Raw genomic sequence first — 18014 nt, forward strand, 5'->3', positions numbered from 1 at the left:
GCGTATCGCATTATTTAATCAGAAAAGTTAATTTATCTATCATTATGAACTATAAATACTAAACACCTAAAAATAGATTCAACGCTGATGACATTAAAGCCTATCAACTCCCTTGCGTTTCGACAAGCGAACACCGTATTTTGGGTCTCCGTGTTGGTTGGCCTGTGCTTTAGCATGTACCATACTTTGGTCGATTTGCATCATGAACAAAAACGAGTTGAAGAGTATTATCAATTCAAACTCGTGCAAAATTACACCAATGCCAGCCAAGCGGCTTACCACCTTAATCATCTATTGGCAGAGCAAGTGGTCTCTTCTTTAATGACGGATCCTGCCATCATTAACGCAGCAGTGATTGATGATTTTGGTGATGTACTGGCTAAGCAGCAACGACCTATCAGTCATCACTCATTAATGATAAACGGTTTGGTGAGTTACCTTACACCTGAAAGTCCAGTTTTTGTCAGTGAATTACATCAACCCGATTCACAGATTGTGGTCGGCAAACTGACTTTTATGATTGATGGCAATAGCATTGCTCATGCGTTTATCGCCAAAACCACCCGAGTGATTCTGTTTGACTTACTGCGTAATACGTTATTAACGGTTATTTTACTGGCCTTTTTTTATCGCAAACTCTCGCGTCCTATCACCAGCTTAATTGACTGGGTACGTTCATTACCTACGGCTCAATCACCCATCCCCACCAATTTACTACGCCCCAAAGATGAATTAAGCGAGCTTGCCTCTAGCTTTCATTCTTTATGGCAAGACAAAGAAAAAGCGCAAGCCAAACTAAACTATTTAGCCTACTACGACGGCTTAACTGGATTAGCTAACCGAGGACTATTGCTGCAAACACTGACTCAAGCGATTGAATACGCACATCAACGCCAGCAAACGGGTGCGCTTTTTTACTTAGATTTAGACCGCTTTAAAACCATTAATGATTCTTTAGGACACACGATTGGTGACACCTTAATTCAATCCATTGCCCACCGTTTACAAGCTTGGGCAAACCATAGTTATACTGCCGCTAGAGTCGGTGGTGATGAATTTGCAATCATTATTCCTAGTTTACCTTATCAACAAATTTCCAGTATCGCTCAGCAGTTACTGGCTTTGTTGGCTAATCCTCACTCGATCGATGGCCACCAGCTGTATTGTACTGCCAGTATTGGCATTGCCACCTTCCCTTCTGAAGGGGTCACCAGTTTGGATGTGTTTCGACAAGCGGATACCGCCCTTTACCGTGCAAAAACCTGTGGGCGAAATAAATATTTATTTTATGAACCCGAAATGCAGGCGCAAGTAGAGACGTTTCTTGATATAGAGAAGGGGCTTCATGAAGCTTTGCAATTCCATCAATTAGAGCTTTATTACCAACCACAAGTGAATGAGCAGCATCAATTGATCGGCGTCGAAGCGTTAATCCGTTGGCATCATCCAGAAAAAGGGTTACTTCCTCCCGGTATTTTTATGCCGGTCGCCGAAGAGACCGGACAGATTTTACCGATTGGCCGCTGGATCATCGAGCAAGCTTGTTATCAACTCTCTCAATGGCAAAAACGTGGCGTGCTTCCTGAACATTTTCGCCGTCTAGCGATCAATATTAGCCCTCTTCAATTTTCACAGGCTTCTTTTGTAGAGCATATCGTCGCAACTTTGCAGCAAAGCGGGATCAGTGGTGATTATATTGAGTTAGAAATCACTGAAGGCTTACTGTTAGAGAATATCGATGAAGCCATTCAAAAAATTGCTCAACTAAAAAGTCAGTCGCTGCATCTGGCGATTGATGATTTTGGCACGGGGTATTCATCGCTACGCTACTTAAAAGATCTTGCGGTTGACGTATTAAAAATCGATCGTTCTTTTGTTACCCAATTACACTTAGATCCTAGCGCACAGGCGATTGTCGATACTATTTTATTGATTGCCAAACGTCTTGATTTGCAAGTGATTGCCGAGGGCGTTGAAGATAAGTTCGAGCTAGAAGCACTAAAAACCATGGGTTGCACACAGTTTCAAGGTTATTTGTTTGATAAGCCGTTGACCTGTCAAGAACTTGAGCAACGATTTACTCACCATTGTTACTCAAAAACGTCTTAGCGATGAATAAAAAGAGCGCGATACCCACAACGCTGAAGTATTAGTGAATGAAGAAATCAAAGGAAGAAATAACTCATGATGATCGCATCTTCTTTGCCATGCTCGGTCGGGTAATAATTAAAACGTCGATCAATCTCGTTAAAACCTGCATCTTGATACAACTGAAAAGCGCGTTGGTTACTCGCTCGCACTTCTAACCAAGCACTTTGTGCTTGCAAGCGCTCACCTTGCTGAATAAAGTCTTCAATCAATTGCTTACCGTAACCTTTACCCTGCTCACTTGGCGCAATCGCTAAGTTAAGTAAGGTAATTTCACCGACAACATGCTGCGCATAATAGTACCCCAATAGCTGATCGTTAAGTAACATAGCTCGATGGCATGCGCCACGGCTAGCTAAATCATTAATCATGCTCTGTGACCAAGGGTGAGAATGAGCCTGTTGTTCTATCGACCAAACTTGGCGTAAATGTTCAACAGAAAGGGGAACAAAATGGATACTCATTATTTATTGCGCTCCGTAGGCACAGATTTGTTGCCATAAATCTCGTCGATAATGCGTGTTGCCTTCAACTTCGCTTAACGCTGGCGTGTGTAATGCATTTGCCGTTGTGACGGCACTTGCTTGACAATCGACATACCATATCCATTGCAGATCATTGAGTTCCAATTGACAGAGTTGCTGAGGATAGACATGTCTGGCTTGTGATAAATTGAGATTAAAACTGTTTAATACTCGTTCCAACCAAACCAATTGTGAACCGGAAGGCAAAAGCGAGCTAACCAGTAATAATCGGCACTGTTTATCGAGAGACTCTATCGGGGGGGAGTAGCCAGCCAATCGCTGTGGATGAATAAGCTGCCACTCTTGAATACCCATCGCTTGTAAATAATGTTGCTGCTCAAACATAGTGTTCTACTTCACGAAATTTATCTGCATATGCTAACAAATATCGACCATCAAGCCTATAGCGGAAGTATTGAGAGCTATTCTGTTACTTATCTAAATGCTTAAAGGCATCGGTAAATTCAGGGCAATATTCAATGATACCTTGACGATCAATGAAGGCATCCTCCCATAAAGCGACCACTTGAAAAGCAGAGGCAAGCTCAGGCCATGGACAAGAAAAACCATGAGTCTGTGCTTCTTTAAACCCAAACCGTTGATAGTAATTAGGATCTCCTAACACCACACAAGCAGGATAACCAAGCTCACCGAGTGAACTTAACCCTTCATTCACCAGCAATGCACCGATGCCTTGCTGGCGATATTCTTTCGCCACGGCTAATGGTGCTAATCCTTGCCAGTTGAGATCCTCACCATTGAGTGTCACTGGACTAAACAGAGCGTAGCCGACAATCTCCCCTTGCTCGTCACAAGCCACTAATGACAGCGTTCGACGTCCATTCTCACGTAGTGATGTCACCAAATTAGCTTCACTATTGGTAGCGAATACCGCGCTTAATAATCGCTCAACAGCGAGAATATCCGCAGGAGCTTCAGTTCGAATAAGCATTCATTACCTCATTTTGTGTGTTTGGCATCTGCATGCCTTTATGCACAAAATCAGCCAACTGGTGAAGCAAAATTTGCAATACTGGAGGTAATTGTTCAAGATCCACACTATCCATCAAGTTTTTGACAGCCAATCCTAATTCGGTATCTCCTTCAATCGACAAACGTCTTTGGAAGAACAAGGTATCAGGATCCTCTTTACGACCAGCAATTAAAATAAAATCATTCAAATACCCACTAAAACTGACATCTTCTTGGCAAGGGCGATCGGCCACAATTAACTGCGGATGTTGATAGCTAATAAACCAACGTAATGCGAGATCATGTATTTCGATTTTAAGCCATTTTCCCTCAAGAAACTCAAAATCGCCATCAGCGAGTGCTTCTTGAAACACTAACTTCAGCCCTTCTAACAAGGCTGTTTTTTGTACTCGATGAGGCAATAAATGGACTGGAGATCGCAAAATTGATGGGGCGTTTTGTACGAGTTGACGACGAATCTTGTTTATCACGCGTATTATCCATTACCTTAAGAGACTGAACGCCCATCATAATGGATGTTAAGGTCACAATACCTGTTATGCATCAAAAAATGGTTATCGATTAAGATGAGCAATGACGCTTTCCAGCCTATCAAATCAAGGTTATAGTTGATGGGTTTCTGATGAGTAATTCTTACCGTGAATAGTACATACTGTATAGCATTGGTCATATTTTGATGGCCGCTCAAGATTTATCCTATTGGTTTGGCCATCTTGCCGATTCTAGTCCGGCGTTTATGGCTATTTTAGATAACCAACATCACTATGTTTTAATCAATGAGCATTATGCCGAACTAACCGGTTTAACTTGCTTTGAATTGATTGGTATGAATGATAGCGATACGTTCGGAGACGCTTTCTATCAGCAAGTAAAACCTTATTATATCAATGCCTTTGCTGGACAGGCACAAGAACTGACATTAACTCTCAATCATCCATCATGTAGCACGAGTCAATGGCACATCAATATTACACCACTGATTCAGACGCCTCACCACCCTGATTATATTATTGTTCATGCCTTAGAGACCTCAGAACAACACAGGCTCTTACATTCACTGCAAGAATCTGAACTTAAGTTCAGCGCACTCAGTGCACTCCTTAATGAAGGGGTTTTCTTAATTGAAGATGATTGTATATTGGCCGCGAATCCTTCTGCAGCGCGCTTACTTGGCTTCGATGAAACACAGGATTTGTTGGGAGAAACGCTTTCATCATTATTTAGCGATGAAAGCAGCCAAAGTGGTTTTAATCACACCTTAGTTCAACAGTTGCTGATCAATCCTATCCACTGTTTCACACATGCTGATTACGGCCCTCCTAAAAGAGTCCAGTTAAGCGCGGTCAGAACGCCACTGTTCGGTAGTCATGTACAGCTGGTGGTTATGGAAGATAAATCGACGATGGCCCCTCTTTCATCGTCTTATCCGGCCGATGAAGGGTATGTGGATTCGTTAAGTGGCGTCTATACGCGCGCTGGTTTTATCAAACGCCTTGATCATCTTATTGAACAACATACGCCGTTGATCATGCTCTATCTCGACATTGATAACTTTAAAAATATTAATGATTCATTAGGACACCATATCGGCGATAACGTCATTAAAGAAGTGGCAATTCGTCTAAAACGCCTACTTCCGGCGCAAGCGATACTCGGTCATCTGGGTGGGGATGAATTTGCGCTTATTTTACCTTACCCAGAGCATCGCCACAGCGGTGAGATTCTCGCTGAACGGATCATCAACTTAATTAATCAACCTTTTGATTTGCATCACTTTAGCAAACGATTGGCCTGCTCTATTGGCAGCGTGGTTTACCCCGGTGATGGCCACAATGCTCGCGTTCTACTACAAAATGCCGATACTGCCATGTATGAAGCCAAAGAGCGTGGCCGTAACCGCTTAGTGCAGTTTGATAATCAAATGAACAAAGAAGCGCGCATGCGCTTGTGGCTGGAAATTGAGCTGCAAAAAGCCTTGCAACAAAATGGTTTGGAAGTCTGGTATCAACCCAAAGTCAACGCTCGTGATTTTAGTATTAATGGTGCTGAGGCATTGGTACGCTGGAAGCATCCGATTGAAGGGTACATCAGTCCTGGGGCTTTTATTCCGGTCGCAGAAAAAGCCGGGTTAATCGAACATTTGGGCCGAGTGGTGATCCGTGAAGTGTTTACTACCGTCAAGCGTTGGGAGCAGCAAAACCTACTGCCAGGCAATGTCGCGATCAATATCTCGCCTGAACAATTTGCCAACCCACAGTTGATCGATTATCTGACTAAGTTACTTCGCCAAACACAGTTAAATCCTCGTTATATTACCTTTGAATTAACCGAAAGCGCGATCATGAGTGGTAGTGAACATACTCTGCAAATGCTGAATGCGATAAAAAAATTAGGCTTTAGCTTATCGATTGACGATTTTGGAACTGGCTATTCATCGCTAGCGTATTTAGCCCGTTTCCCGATCGACGAATTAAAAATTGATCGATCGTTTATCAGCGATATGGATAACTTACCCAAACAGATCACGGTGATCGAAAGCATTATTAAACTGGGTCAATCCCTTAATCTAACCGTGGTAGCAGAAGGCGTTGAAACTCAACAACAGGCGATACTGTTATCTAACCTTCATTGCCATACGATCCAAGGTTTTCATTTTTATCGTCCCCAACCTAAAGAAGAGGTTGAAGTACTTTTTTCCCAGCATCGCCGTAGCCACTAAAGCACTCCGTCCGGCTACTCTCGTCACCATTGATGATCAATAATCCGAGAATTTTCTTCCCTTTGAATCACTTAAAATAGCCATTGATTGAGTGAAACCTGCCTTATATCAATTCCCTAACACAGAATAATTCCTACACTAACGCACATTTATCAAAAAACAGTAATGAGCAATGGAACTACTCTGCCCAGCGGGTAATTTACCCGCCCTAAAAACCGCCGTTGATTGTGGCGCAGACGCGGTCTATCTCGGATTTAAAGATGAGACCAATGCCCGGCACTTCGCAGGACTCAATTTCAGTGGTAACAAACTCGATAAAGCGATCCAATATGCCCATGACCGACATAAAAAAGTTCATGTCGCTTTAAACACTTTCGCTCATCCAGAGGGATTTCAGCGTTGGACGCAAGCCGTCGATAATGCAGCAAACTCTGGTGTTGATGCTTTGATCATCGCTGATATTGCCTTACTCGATTACGCGACACAACATTACCCGGATATGGAGCTGCACCTTTCGGTACAAGCTTCAGCGACGAATGTCAAAGCAATTGAGTACTACCAACAACAGTTTAATATTAAGCGAGTTGTGCTGCCTCGAGTACTCTCCATTCATCAAGTAAAACAACTGTCTCGGACAATCCCTTCCGGTGTAGAGCTAGAAGTTTTCGCTTTTGGCAGTTTATGCATTATGTCCGAAGGTCGTTGTTATCTGTCTTCTTACCTAACCGGCGAGTCTCCCAATACGGTTGGCGCTTGCTCACCAGCCAAATATGTTCGCTGGCAAGAAACCGCTAATGGGCTTGAATCTCGCTTAAATAATGTTCTTATCGACCGCTATACGCATGGTGAAAATGCGGGCTACCCGACCCTGTGTAAAGGACGCTTTATCAGTGATATCGCCGGTCAATCTAAGCATTATCATGCACTTGAAGAGCCCACCAGTTTAAATACCTTGTCTATGTTACCTGAATTGTTTGCGGCTAACGTTGCCTCGGTCAAAATTGAAGGACGACAGCGCAGCCCTGCTTACGTTGAACAAGTGACGAAAACTTGGCGTGCAGCCATTGATAGCTATCTTGCTGCACCAGAGCGCTACCAAGTTCGAACGGAATGGGATAACTGCTTAGCGAATGTGTCGGAAGGAAGACAAACCACACTCGGTGCATACCATCGACAGTGGCAATGATAGGATAGAAAATCATGAAATACGCTTTAGGCCCATTACTGTATTTTTGGCCCAAAACAGACGTCGAATCGTTTTATCAACACGCTCTGTCTAGCTCAGCGGATATCGTTTATTTAGGCGAAACCGTCTGTTCGAAACGTCGCGAAATGAAAGCGGGCGATTGGTTTGATATTGCCAAGCAGCTCGCGGCAGCAGGAAAAGAAGTCGTCCTCTCGACCATGGCGCTCTTAGAAGCGCCCAGTGAAATCAATCTGATGAAGAAGTACATTGATAATGGTGAGTTTACTATTGAAGCGAATGACGTGGCAGCGATTCAGCTTGCTTATCAACAAGGCGTCCCGTTTGTCGTTGGTCCTGCTATCAATTGTTATAACGCTTATGTGCTCAAACGGTTTCTACAACAAGGTATGATTCGCTGGTGTATGCCCGTCGAGTTATCGCGTGAATGGTTAATCAATGTGTTGAATCAGTGTGATGATTTGAATATTCGTGGCAAATTTACCACCGAGGTGTTTGCGCATGGTTATTTACCACTCGCCTATTCGGCCCGTTGTTTCACCGCGCGCGCAGAAAACCTAGCCAAAGACGAGTGTCAAACCTGTTGTATTCGCTATCCGACCGGTATTCAGGTCACCAGTCAGGAGGGGCAAGCCGTCTTTAACCTCAATGGCATTCAAACTCAATCTGGCTATTGCTATAACTTAATCAATGAGCAAGCGGGCATGCAAGGATTCGTCGATGTCGTTCGTCTTAGTCCATTAGGGCAGGAGACTTTTTCACTTATCGATGCGTTTAAAGCCAATCAAAACGCCGAGCATCCTCAACGGTTAGACAACCATCAATGCAATGGTTATTGGCATCAATTACCAGGATTAGACGTTCATTATCAATAGTTCTCTGACGCCCAACTCATAAAAATTGGCTTGGGCGTCAATCGACTCACTTATTGCGCCACTCGCGCTTTGGCTAAATGAGCTTCTCGTAAATCATGATACATACGGCCTAATTCAATAAAGGCATAACGATGCTCAACATACTCATAGACATTAAAAGCAATCGCTAATTTATACAGCGAAATAGCCTGTGCAAAGTTATCTTCCATTTGATAACGTTTACCAAGATAGAAGTACGCCTCGGTGAGCTGCTGTGCCAATAAGGTATTATCACGGGTGGTGCTTAATAGCGCTTTAAACACCTGATCTTGTGGAATCTCATCCAGCATCACGCCAACTAATACCCAGCCCCACTGTTCATCATGATCTTGATAGCGGTTCAATAAATCGTGCTTCGCTTGCTGTGGATTGACATCCGATTGAATAATGTAGAGCCACAAAGCGCGAAAAGGGTCGCTCGGGTCTTGCTGATAATGAGCTTGAATATCTTGTAACGCGAGCTCTGGACGGTCACCATAATACAGGGCGATAGCGCGGTTTCTAAGGGCATATTCGTTGCTTGGATCAAGTTCTAAAGTAGAGTCAAATGCTTCATAGGCAGCATCAAATTCACCTGCTTCGGTATAATAAACCCCAAGCAAATTAAAAATATCTGGCTGAGCCGGGTTTAAGGCCAATGACTGAGTAAAGTCTAATCGTGCTAGATCTCGCAGTCCGAGATTATCGTAGCCATTGCCACGTTCAAAAAACATTTTTGCTCGCAGTTCATCGTTCAAATCGGTACGCTGCAATAATTGGCTTAAACGAGCAATCTGCACTTCCTGCTGAATCGTGGATTGCAAGGGAATCGCCATCGGTGGATAAACCCAGTGCGTTGCTTGAGAACCACCTTTTACGGCGCATCCAGCCAATAACAAAATCATGACACTTACTAGAGCGCTTTGAAACCATTTCACAAATCAGTACTCCTGTGGTTCCCCTAATCAATAAAAAAGGGAGCGAATAGGCTCCCTTTATAACATGCTTTATCACGAAAAAGCGAAAACTGTTATTTCACTTCTGTCGTTAAGCGATTATTCTGCCGCAGGTGCAGTGTTTTCTGCACTGGCTTCTTCTGCTGGTTTCTCTACCGCTTCTTTCATGCTCAAACGAACACGACCTTGACGGTCTATCTCCAACACTTTTACTTGTACTTCTTGGCCTTCTGCAAGGACGTCTGACACTTTTTCAATACGCTTATCTGCGATTTGTGAAATATGTACTAGGCCATCTTTACCAGGAAGAATCGTTACAAAGGCACCAAAATCAGCAAGACGAGCAACTTTACCCGTATAAATCTTACCGACTTCGACTTCCGCGGTAATTTGCAGAATACGACGAATCGCTTCTTGCGCTTGATCACCGTCAGTGGCAGCAATTTTGATCGTACCGTCATCTTCGATTTCAATCGTCGTGCCCGTTTCTTCGGTCAACATACGAATCACTGCACCGCCTTTACCAATCACATCTTTGATCTTTTCAGAGCTGATCTTCATGGTATGGATACGAGGCGCAAATTCTGAAATATCATCACGGGCACCAGCAATTGCTTGATCCATAACTGAAAGAATGTGCAAACGAGCACCTTTCGCTTGGTTCAGAGCAATCTGCATGATCTCTTTAGTGATACCTTCGATCTTGATATCCATCTGTAGTGCAGTCACACCATTTGAGGTACCTGCCACTTTAAAGTCCATATCACCAAGATGATCTTCATCACCTAAAATGTCAGAAAGAACAACGAAATTCTCGTCTTCTTTGACTAGGCCCATTGCGATACCAGCAACAGAAGCCTTAATAGGCACGCCAGCATCCATAAGAGCCAAAGATGAACCACATACTGAGGCCATTGATGATGAACCGTTTGATTCAGTGATCTCAGAAACAACACGTACCGTGTACGGGAATTCATCCGCAGAAGGCATTACCGCTGCGATACCGCGCTTAGCCAAACGACCATGACCAATTTCACGACGCTTAGGTGAACCAACAAAACCTGTCTCACCAACACAGTAAGGAGGGAAGTTGTAATGCAGCATGAAGTAATCTTTACGCTCACCCGTTAACTCATCGATAATTTGAGCATCACGCTGAGTGCCTAGTGTCGCCGTGACTAATGCTTGCGTTTCACCACGAGTGAACAAAGAACTACCATGAGTACGTGGTAATACACCCGTACGTACATCCAAGGCACGGATCATGTCTTTTTCACGACCATCAATACGTTTTTCACCCGCAATGATGCGACCACGAACCACTTGTTTTTCAAGTGCGCCTAGCAGCTTCTTAATTTTCATTACATCTTGCGAATCATCTTCAGCCAAGATCGCCGCAATGACATCGGCTTTGATCGCCGCGACTTTCTCGTAACGCGCCATTTTTTCGATGATTTGGTACGCTTCGGTTAGACGAACTTCAGCTAGCTGAGCAATTTTCTCTTTTAATGCGGTATTTTCTTGTGGTGCAACCCAATCCCAAGATGGCGTAGCTACTTCAGCTGCGAATTCATTGATGGCATTAATGACCACTTGTTGTTGATCGTGACCATAAACGACCGCGGCTAGCATCTCTTCTTCGCTAAGGATGTCGGCTTCTGACTCAACCATCAACACCGCGCCTTCCGTACCTGCAACAACAAGGTCAAGACGTGATTGATCCAACTCTTTCGGGCTTGGGTTAAGTACCAATTGACCATTGATATGACCAACACGAGCAGCACCAATTGGACCATTAAATGGCATGCCAGAAATCGCTAACGCAGCAGAGGTACCAATCATGGTAACGATATCTGGTTGAACATTTGGGTTAACCGATACTACCGTGGCAATCACTTGTACTTCGTTAGTAAAAGCATCATGGAACAGAGGGCGAATAGGACGGTCGATAAGACGAGCGATTAACGTTTCACTTTCTGAAGGACGACCTTCACGCTTAAAGAAACCGCCAGGAATTTTACCCGCAGCGTAGGTACGCTCTTGGTAGTTAACCGTTAATGGGAAGAAATCTTGTCCTTCTACGGCGTCTTTTTTACCAACCACAGAAACAAAAACGGCGGTATCATCCATCGTCGCCATCACAGCGGCTGTCGCTTGGCGAGCCATTACACCGGTTTCTAACGTCACGGTATGATTACCGTATTGGAAAGTTTTCACTACTGGTTTTTCGAACATTAAGTTTTTCCTTTTCTAGGTGAGACCTAGATAAATTGAACAAGACTCAAAGCACTACCAATCGCGACTAGTAAAAAAAGACTCGCTGATCCTAATCTGTTTTTAATAGCCGCGACCTGCTGGTCGACTGGGGTGACTGTAATGCGATGAGAAATAATCGTGCCAACCATCAAAGTTGGACGGGATGTAGTATAAACTACTTAGCTAGGGATATGCCAAATTTAGATAACAAAAAAAGGGGCATTAGCCCCTTTTTTAAACAAACTGTACTATGCAGCCACTGATTAGCGACGTAGGCCTAGACGTTTGATAAGGTCTTGGTAGCGTCCTAGATCTTTACCTTTTAGGTAGTCTAGAAGTTTACGACGACTTGAAACCATACGTAGCAGACCACGACGGCTGTGATGATCGCCTTTGTGCGTTTTGAAGTGACCTTGTAAGTGGTTGATAGAAGCAGTCAGTAGTGCTACTTGTACTTCTGGTGAACCAGTATCGCCTTCGGCACGTGCGTATTCAGCAACGATTGCTGCTTTAGTTTCTGCATTCAGAGACATTATTCTCTCCTAAAGAGTTAAGTTTATTATTGTGCCAGCCAATCTCTGATTCAGCCGACACGCGAGCGCGAATTATAGGGAATAACGCGCAGACACACAAGCGCAAACTCGCTTAGCCTGAGCGGATTATTGTGGATAAACCACTAAACGTTTCGGAGCGACTTTTCCATCTTGATCAATTTGCCCTACGCCAAGAAAACGTCGTTGTTCGCCTTCAGTCATTCTAACCAGACCTTCGGTGGGGGCTCCGAAAACTTGCACCGCTTGTCCATGTTGAACCATATGGGCAAGTTCAGCAATCAGGTTAACCTCTGGCAAATCTTGTACAGCCGTATCCATTGGCAGTAGCAATTCATCCAATCGCTGATACTTCTCACTCTCTTCGCCCTGTACTTCTTCAACCAAGGCATTCAATTGCTCTAAGGTCACCATGCTTTGATACGGGTAATTGGCGACTCCAATACGGCGCAACATGGTGACATGAGCACCACAACCGAGCATCTCGCCTAAATCATCAACAATCGTTCGAATGTAAGTCCCTTTAGAACAGTGGACTTCCATCTCTACTTCATCGCCTTCAAAACGGTGTAAGGTGATCTCATAGACATTGATTTTTCGAGCTTCACGGGCCACTTCAATCCCTTGACGCGCATACTCATAAAGTGGCTTACCTTGATGTTTTAAGGCAGAAAACATCGAAGGAACTTGCCAGGTTTGCCCCTGAAAAGAAGCAATATGAGTCAGTAGTGTTTCACGCTGTACATTGACCGGACGAGTTTCTACTACTTGACCATCAGAATCTGAGGTATCAGTGCGCTGACCTAGTTTAGCAATCACACGATAACGCTTATCAGAATCGAGTAAAAACTGAGAAAACTTGGTCGCCTCCCCTAAACAAATCGGTAACATCCCCGTCGCTAATGGATCAAGCGCACCGGTGTGTCCTGCTTTTTCAGCAAAATAGAGGCGTTTCACTTTCTGTAGTATATCGTTCGATGAGATGCCCGTGGTTTTATCGAGTAGTAAGACGCCGTTAATTGCACGGCCTTTACGACGTCGTGCCATTACTCTTCGTCCTCTCGACCTGCATCTTGTTGACGACGTTTATCTTGATTGACCACTTCAGTGACTAAGTTAGACATCCGCATCCCTTCGACAAGAGTATTGTCATAGTGGAAACGAATTTCTGGTGTTAGACGTAAGCGAATTCGCTTACCAAGCATCATACGAATGTGCACTTCGTGCTCACGCAGCGCTTTAATACAAGACTCTGGTGTTTGCTCTCCGATACAAAGAAAGGTCACAAACACTTTCGCATACGCTAAGTCTCGTGAGACTTCCACATCGGATATGGTAACCATTCCTAAACGTGAATCACGAACTTCACGCTGTAAAATCATCGCTAATTCTTTTTGTAATTGCTGAGCCACTCGCTGAGTTCGGCTAAATTCTTTTGGCATATTTTTTCTCACTAATAGAAAGAATGGGGGGATGGTTTCCCAGCCCCCCATGGTGTATTCAACAACCTAACATTACCGTAAATGCAATTTTAGTTGCTAGTCGATGGTACGCTGGATCTCAACGATTTCAAAGACTTCGATCTGGTCACCAACGCGTACGTCGTTATAGTTTTTAACGCCGATACCACATTCGTAACCATTCTTAACTTCAGCTACATCATCTTTAAAACGACGTAGTGATTCAAGCTCGCCTTCATAAATAACCACGTTATCACGTAGAACACGGATTGGACTGTTACGCTTAATAGTACCTTCCGTTACCATACAGCCAGCAATCGCACCCAGTTTTGGTGATTTGAAGACATCACGTACTTGAGCAAGACCAATGATCTCTTGCTTAAATTCAGGGGCAAGCATACCGCTCATCGCTTGCTTCACTTCATCGATCAATTGGTAAATGATCGAGTAGTAACGCAGATCGATATTTTCATCTTCAATCGTACGACGAGCAGAGGCATCGGCACGCACGTTAAAACCAACCACGATAGCGTTAGATGCTGCCGCTAATACCGCATCCGTTTCCGTAATACCGCCAACACCAGAACCGACAATGTTCACTTTAACTTCATCAGTTGATAGTTTTTTCAGTGATTCAGCAATCGCTTCTACAGAACCTTGTACGTCGGCTTTCAGTACCACGTTCAACTCAGCAACATCACCGGCCGCCATATTTGAGAACATGTTCTCAAGTTTAGACTTCTGTTGACGAGCAAGTTTAACATCACGGAATTTACCTTGACGATAGTTAGCCACTTCACGAGCTTTACGCTCATCACGAACCACGGTTGCTTCATCACCAGCAGAAGGAACGCCAGATAAACCGAGGATCTCAACTGGAATTGATGGGCCAGCATGCTCAATCTCGTTACCCACTTCATCACGCATCGCACGTACACGGCCATATTCCTGACCACATAAAACGATGTCGCCTTTATTCAAGGTACCCGATTGAACCAACACAGTCGCGACTGGGCCACGGCCTTTATCTAAGCGAGATTCAATCACCACGCCTGACGCCATACCTTCTTTAACGGCTTTCAACTCAAGCACTTCTGCTTGTAGAAGAATCGCTTCAAGTAAGCCATCAATATTGGTGCCTTGCTTAGCAGAGATATGGACGAACATGTTTTCGCCGCCCCACTCTTCAGGCATGATATCGTACTGAGCAAGCTCATTTTTCACGTTATCTGGATTAGCCGCTTCTTTATCGATTTTGTTGACCGCAACGATAAGAGGAACCCCTGCTGCTTTCGCATGCTGAATCGCTTCTACCGTTTGAGGCATTACGCCATCATCTGCAGCAACAACCAACACAACGATATCCGTTGCTTGAGCACCACGAGCACGCATTGAAGTAAACGCAGCGTGTCCCGGAGTATCAAGGAAGGTAATCATACCATTAGGCGTTTCTACATGGTAAGCACCGATATGCTGGGTAATACCACCCGCTTCGGCATCAGCCACGTGAGTACGACGAATATAGTCAAGCGTTGACGTTTTACCATGGTCAACGTGGCCCATAATCGTTACGACAGGAGCACGAGAAACCAGTTCAAACTTATTATCACGATCAGAAAGAATGGCTTCTTCTAGCTCATTTTCTTTACGCAAAATAACTTTATGTCCCATCTCTTCTGCCACTAATTGAGCCGTTTCTTGGTCAATCACTTGGTTGATGGTAGCCATAGCGCCCATTTTCATCATCACTTTGATGACTTCGGTGGCTTTTACCGACATCTTATTGGCTAGCTCAGAAATTACGATGGTTTCACCAATCACAACGTCTGATTTAGCAACAACGGCGCTCTTATCGAAGCCATGTTGCATTGATGTAGGTTTGTTAATTCGACCTTTACGTCCCGCTTTACCGCCACGAGTACGTGAACCACGCTCTTGTTTATCATCACGTGAGGATAATTTGGTCTTTTTCAATTTGGCTGCACGACGAGCGCCTTCTTCACGACGGTCTGCTTCATCTTCCGCCTCACGTGCATGAGTTGAGGTGGTTAGATGGTAATCTGTATCTTCTTGCATATTGCCTTTTTTCTCTTCTTCAGCAGACCAGCGATCTTTATTTTTTTCGGCCAACTCGCGTGCTATCTCTAGCTGACGCTGACTTTCCTCTTCAATTTTACGCTGAGCCTCTTCTTCTTGGCGGCGTTTTAATTGTTCGGCCTCTTTTCGTGCTGCTTCTTGCTTTGATTTATCTTGTGCAGAACGCTCACGTTTTGCTTGATTGACTTCAACCGGTACATCACGTTGAGCTTCTTCGGCTTCACGCTTCGCCTTCTCTTCTGCTTCACGCTGAGCTTTCTCTTGCGCTTCACGTGCAGCCTTTTCTTCAGCCTCACGTTTCAATGCTGCTTCGGCTTCACGTTTGGCTTTTTCTTCTGCTTCACGTTGCGCTGCTTCTTCAGCTTCACGTTTAGCATCATCTTCAATTACACTGCGCTTAACATACGTCCGTTTTTTGCGCACTTCAACCTGAACATTCTTACTTTTACCACCACCGGCATTCACACTCAGTGTGCTGCGGGTTTTACGCTGGAGGGTTAAACGAGTCGGCTCAGAACCTTCACCATGTTCTTTACGCAAATGAGTAAGAAGTTTTTGTTTCTCTTCTTCACTTACATGATCTGAACCCGCTTTTTCCATACCTGCATCAGCAAGCTGTTCTAATAAGCGGTCAACTGGCGTACCAATTTCTTCACTCAGTGCTTTAACTGTAAGTTGTGTCATGCCGCTTCCTCCCCTGCTGAAACTATGCGTCTTCGCCAAACCAACAAATATTGCGAGCCGCCATAATTAATTCGCCCGCACGCTCTTCGGTTAGGCCTTCAATACCTTCAAGATCGTCGATGCCTTGGTCAGCGAGATCTTCCAGAGTTGCTACTCCTTTCGCTGCCAATTTAAATGCCATATCACGCTCTAAACCAGCTAAACCAAGCAGATCATCTGCTGGCTCAAGCCCTTCAAATGACTCTTCTTGCGTTAGGGCAATCGTCGTTAATGCCTCTTTGGCACGAGCGCGTATTTCTTCGATGATCTCTTCATTCAGACCATCGATTTCAAGCAACTCGCTTACTGGAACATAAGCTATCTCTTCTAACGTAGAGAAGCCTTCTTCTACTAACATCTCGGCAAAATCTTGCTCAATATCGAGGTACTTCATAAATTTCTCGATAGAGGCGGTTGATTCTTCTTGATGTTTTTTCTGTAAATCTGCAACCGTCATCACGTTCAGTTCCCAACCAGTAAGTTGAGAGGCTAAGCGGACGTTTTGACCATTGCGACCAATCGCTTGAGCTAAATTATCGGCTTCAACAGCAATATCCATTGAGTGGGCGTCTTCATCAACAATGATCGAAGCAACATCAGCAGGAGCCATCGCATTGATAACGAACTGCGCAGGGTTATCATCCCACAGCACGATATCGATACGCTCACCACCAAGCTCACTAGATACCGCTTGTACACGTGCACCACGCATACCTACGCAAGCACCGACAGGGTCGATGCGCTTATCGTTACTTTTCACCGCGATTTTAGCGCGAGAACCAGGATCACGTGCCGCGCCTTTTAGCTCGATCATCTCTTCGCCAATTTCTGGAACTTCAACACGGAAGAGTTCAGCAAGCATTTCCGGTTTAGAGCGCGTAATAAACAGTTGGAAACCACGAGCTTCAGGTGCTACTTTAAAGAGCAAACCACGCACTCGGTCACCTGAGCGGAAGTTTTCACGTGGTAATTGGTCTTCACGTAGAATTACCGCTTCCGCGTTATTACCCAAATCAACAATCACGCTATCGCGGTTAACTTTCTTAACCACGCCAGTGACAAGCTCACCTTCGTTATCGATAAACTGTTCAACAATTTGCGCACGTTCGGCTTCACGTACTTTCTGTACGATCACTTGCTTAGCAGTTTGAGTGGTAATGCGATCAAAAGTCACTGACTCAATTTGATCTTCAATGTAATCACCCAACTGAACCGTTTCATCATCATAATTCGCCGCATCAAACGAGATCTCTTTGGTTGGATGCTCAACGTTTTCAACCACTAACCAACGACGGAAAGTTTCAAACTCACCCGTTTTACGGTCGATAGCAACACGAACCTCAATTTCCATTTCGTGTTTTTTCTTGGTCGACGTAGCCAAAGCTGTCTCTAACGCTTCAAAAATACGTTCACGAGGTACCGCTTTCTCATTAGAAACCGCCTCAACGACCGCTAAAATTTCTTTACTCATTGTTATAGCCTCTTAAGCT

At 44.3% G+C, this 18014-nt stretch carries 15 protein-coding genes; 4 read left to right on the plus strand and 11 right to left on the minus strand.

Translation table 11 applies throughout. The features are described from left to right. The first annotated feature begins 84 nt into the window (after positions 1 to 84). Entirely contained in the window at positions 85 to 2109 is a 2025-nt protein-coding gene (locus FKQ60_RS08020; RefSeq protein ID WP_170906311.1) for an EAL domain-containing protein, read from the plus strand. A gap of 56 nt (positions 2110 to 2165) precedes the next feature. Here the strand turns inward: FKQ60_RS08020 and rimI are convergent, their stop codons facing one another. From rimI to FKQ60_RS08040, 4 genes are all read right to left on the minus strand, one after another. After that, positions 2166 to 2612, minus strand: coding sequence for a ribosomal protein S18-alanine N-acetyltransferase (gene rimI / locus FKQ60_RS08025; protein ID WP_040903786.1), 447 nt, complete (start codon positions 2610 to 2612; stop codon positions 2166 to 2168). Positions 2613 to 2615: 3 nt separating this feature from the next. Then, on the minus strand, positions 2616 to 3017 hold the full coding sequence (locus FKQ60_RS08030) for a DNA polymerase III subunit psi (protein ID WP_040903788.1): 402 nt from the start codon (positions 3015 to 3017) through the stop codon (positions 2616 to 2618). Positions 3018 to 3102: 85 nt separating this feature from the next. Continuing rightward, the gene (locus FKQ60_RS08035) at positions 3103 to 3624 is read right to left on the minus strand and encodes an N-acetyltransferase (RefSeq protein WP_170904714.1); all 522 of its coding nucleotides are present in this window, start codon (positions 3622 to 3624) and stop codon (positions 3103 to 3105) included. Further along, positions 3608 to 4135 carry an SCP2 domain-containing protein gene (locus tag FKQ60_RS08040; protein ID WP_040903790.1) on the minus strand — a complete coding sequence of 176 codons (528 nt, stop codon included), beginning with the start codon at positions 4133 to 4135 and terminating at the stop codon, positions 3608 to 3610. Before FKQ60_RS08040 ends, FKQ60_RS08035 begins: the two co-directional genes overlap by 17 nt. A 206-nt stretch (positions 4136 to 4341) precedes the next feature. Between FKQ60_RS08040 and FKQ60_RS08045 the strand changes: the two genes are divergently transcribed. From FKQ60_RS08045 to FKQ60_RS08055, 3 genes are all read left to right on the plus strand, one after another. After that, positions 4342 to 6384 carry a bifunctional diguanylate cyclase/phosphodiesterase gene (locus FKQ60_RS08045; protein WP_154170242.1) on the plus strand — a complete coding sequence of 681 codons (2043 nt, stop codon included), beginning with the start codon at positions 4342 to 4344 and terminating at the stop codon, positions 6382 to 6384. Positions 6385 to 6556: 172 nt separating this feature from the next. Beyond that, on the plus strand, positions 6557 to 7570 hold the full coding sequence (locus tag FKQ60_RS08050; RefSeq protein WP_004394149.1) for a peptidase U32 family protein: 1014 nt from the start codon (positions 6557 to 6559) through the stop codon (positions 7568 to 7570). Positions 7571 to 7584: 14 nt separating this feature from the next. Beyond that, positions 7585 to 8463 carry a U32 family peptidase gene (locus FKQ60_RS08055; protein ID WP_004394150.1) on the plus strand — a complete coding sequence of 293 codons (879 nt, stop codon included), beginning with the start codon at positions 7585 to 7587 and terminating at the stop codon, positions 8461 to 8463. A gap of 50 nt (positions 8464 to 8513) precedes the next feature. On the opposite strand, the gene nlpI is transcribed toward FKQ60_RS08055, so the two are convergent. The 7 genes from nlpI to nusA all read right to left on the minus strand — a co-directional run bounded on the left by nlpI (position 8514) and on the right by nusA (position 17995). After that, entirely contained in the window at positions 8514 to 9419 is a 906-nt protein-coding gene (nlpI, locus tag FKQ60_RS08060) for a lipoprotein NlpI (protein ID WP_154170240.1), read from the minus strand. A gap of 117 nt (positions 9420 to 9536) precedes the next feature. Continuing rightward, positions 9537 to 11672 carry a polyribonucleotide nucleotidyltransferase gene (gene pnp, locus FKQ60_RS08065; protein WP_004394153.1) on the minus strand — a complete coding sequence of 712 codons (2136 nt, stop codon included), beginning with the start codon at positions 11670 to 11672 and terminating at the stop codon, positions 9537 to 9539. Between the two features lie 284 nt (positions 11673 to 11956). Continuing rightward, a complete protein-coding gene (gene rpsO / locus FKQ60_RS08070) occupies positions 11957 to 12226 on the minus strand; it encodes a 30S ribosomal protein S15 (protein WP_004394154.1) in 270 nt (89 codons plus the stop codon). 126 nt (positions 12227 to 12352) lie between these two features. Then, positions 12353 to 13291 carry a tRNA pseudouridine(55) synthase TruB gene (gene truB, locus FKQ60_RS08075; RefSeq protein ID WP_004394155.1) on the minus strand — a complete coding sequence of 313 codons (939 nt, stop codon included), beginning with the start codon at positions 13289 to 13291 and terminating at the stop codon, positions 12353 to 12355. After that, positions 13291 to 13686: a 30S ribosome-binding factor RbfA gene (gene rbfA, locus FKQ60_RS08080; RefSeq protein WP_004394156.1), complete on the minus strand. Its 396-nt coding sequence runs from the start codon at positions 13684 to 13686 to the stop codon at positions 13291 to 13293. The genes truB and rbfA overlap by 1 nt, the downstream gene beginning before the upstream one ends. Positions 13687 to 13782: 96 nt before the next feature. Then, the gene (infB, locus tag FKQ60_RS08085) at positions 13783 to 16485 is read right to left on the minus strand and encodes a translation initiation factor IF-2 (protein ID WP_004394157.1); all 2703 of its coding nucleotides are present in this window, start codon (positions 16483 to 16485) and stop codon (positions 13783 to 13785) included. Between the two features lie 22 nt (positions 16486 to 16507). Then, positions 16508 to 17995 (minus strand): transcription termination factor NusA, encoded by a 1488-nt coding sequence (gene nusA / locus FKQ60_RS08090; protein ID WP_004394160.1) that lies wholly within the window; start codon positions 17993 to 17995, stop codon positions 16508 to 16510. Between the last annotated feature and the right edge of the window lie 19 nt (positions 17996 to 18014).

Origin of the sequence: Vibrio sp. A11, assembly GCF_013048705.1 — a bacterium.
GTDB classification, from domain to species: domain Bacteria; phylum Pseudomonadota; class Gammaproteobacteria; order Enterobacterales; family Vibrionaceae; genus Vibrio; species Vibrio metschnikovii.

What these genes read in the sequence shown, in the direction of transcription:
- rimI (WP_040903786.1), bottom strand. Translation starts at nt 2,612, where the DNA reads ATGAGTATCCATTTTGTTCCCCTTTCTGTTGAACATTTACGCCAAGTT.
- FKQ60_RS08055 (WP_004394150.1), top strand. Translation starts at nt 7,585, where the DNA reads ATGAAATACGCTTTAGGCCCATTACTGTATTTTTGGCCCAAAACAGAC.
- rpsO (WP_004394154.1), bottom strand. Translation starts at nt 12,226, where the DNA reads ATGTCTCTGAATGCAGAAACTAAAGCAGCAATCGTTGCTGAATACGCA.
- nusA (WP_004394160.1), bottom strand. Translation starts at nt 17,995, where the DNA reads ATGAGTAAAGAAATTTTAGCGGTCGTTGAGGCGGTTTCTAATGAGAAA.
- FKQ60_RS08050 (WP_004394149.1), top strand. Translation starts at nt 6,557, where the DNA reads ATGGAACTACTCTGCCCAGCGGGTAATTTACCCGCCCTAAAAACCGCC.
- truB (WP_004394155.1), bottom strand. Translation starts at nt 13,291, where the DNA reads ATGGCACGACGTCGTAAAGGCCGTGCAATTAACGGCGTCTTACTACTC.
- rbfA (WP_004394156.1), bottom strand. Translation starts at nt 13,686, where the DNA reads ATGCCAAAAGAATTTAGCCGAACTCAGCGAGTGGCTCAGCAATTACAA.
- infB (WP_004394157.1), bottom strand. Translation starts at nt 16,485, where the DNA reads ATGACACAACTTACAGTTAAAGCACTGAGTGAAGAAATTGGTACGCCA.
- FKQ60_RS08030 (WP_040903788.1), bottom strand. Translation starts at nt 3,017, where the DNA reads ATGTTTGAGCAGCAACATTATTTACAAGCGATGGGTATTCAAGAGTGG.
- FKQ60_RS08035 (WP_170904714.1), bottom strand. Translation starts at nt 3,624, where the DNA reads ATGCTTATTCGAACTGAAGCTCCTGCGGATATTCTCGCTGTTGAGCGA.
- FKQ60_RS08045 (WP_154170242.1), top strand. Translation starts at nt 4,342, where the DNA reads ATGGCCGCTCAAGATTTATCCTATTGGTTTGGCCATCTTGCCGATTCT.
- pnp (WP_004394153.1), bottom strand. Translation starts at nt 11,672, where the DNA reads ATGTTCGAAAAACCAGTAGTGAAAACTTTCCAATACGGTAATCATACC.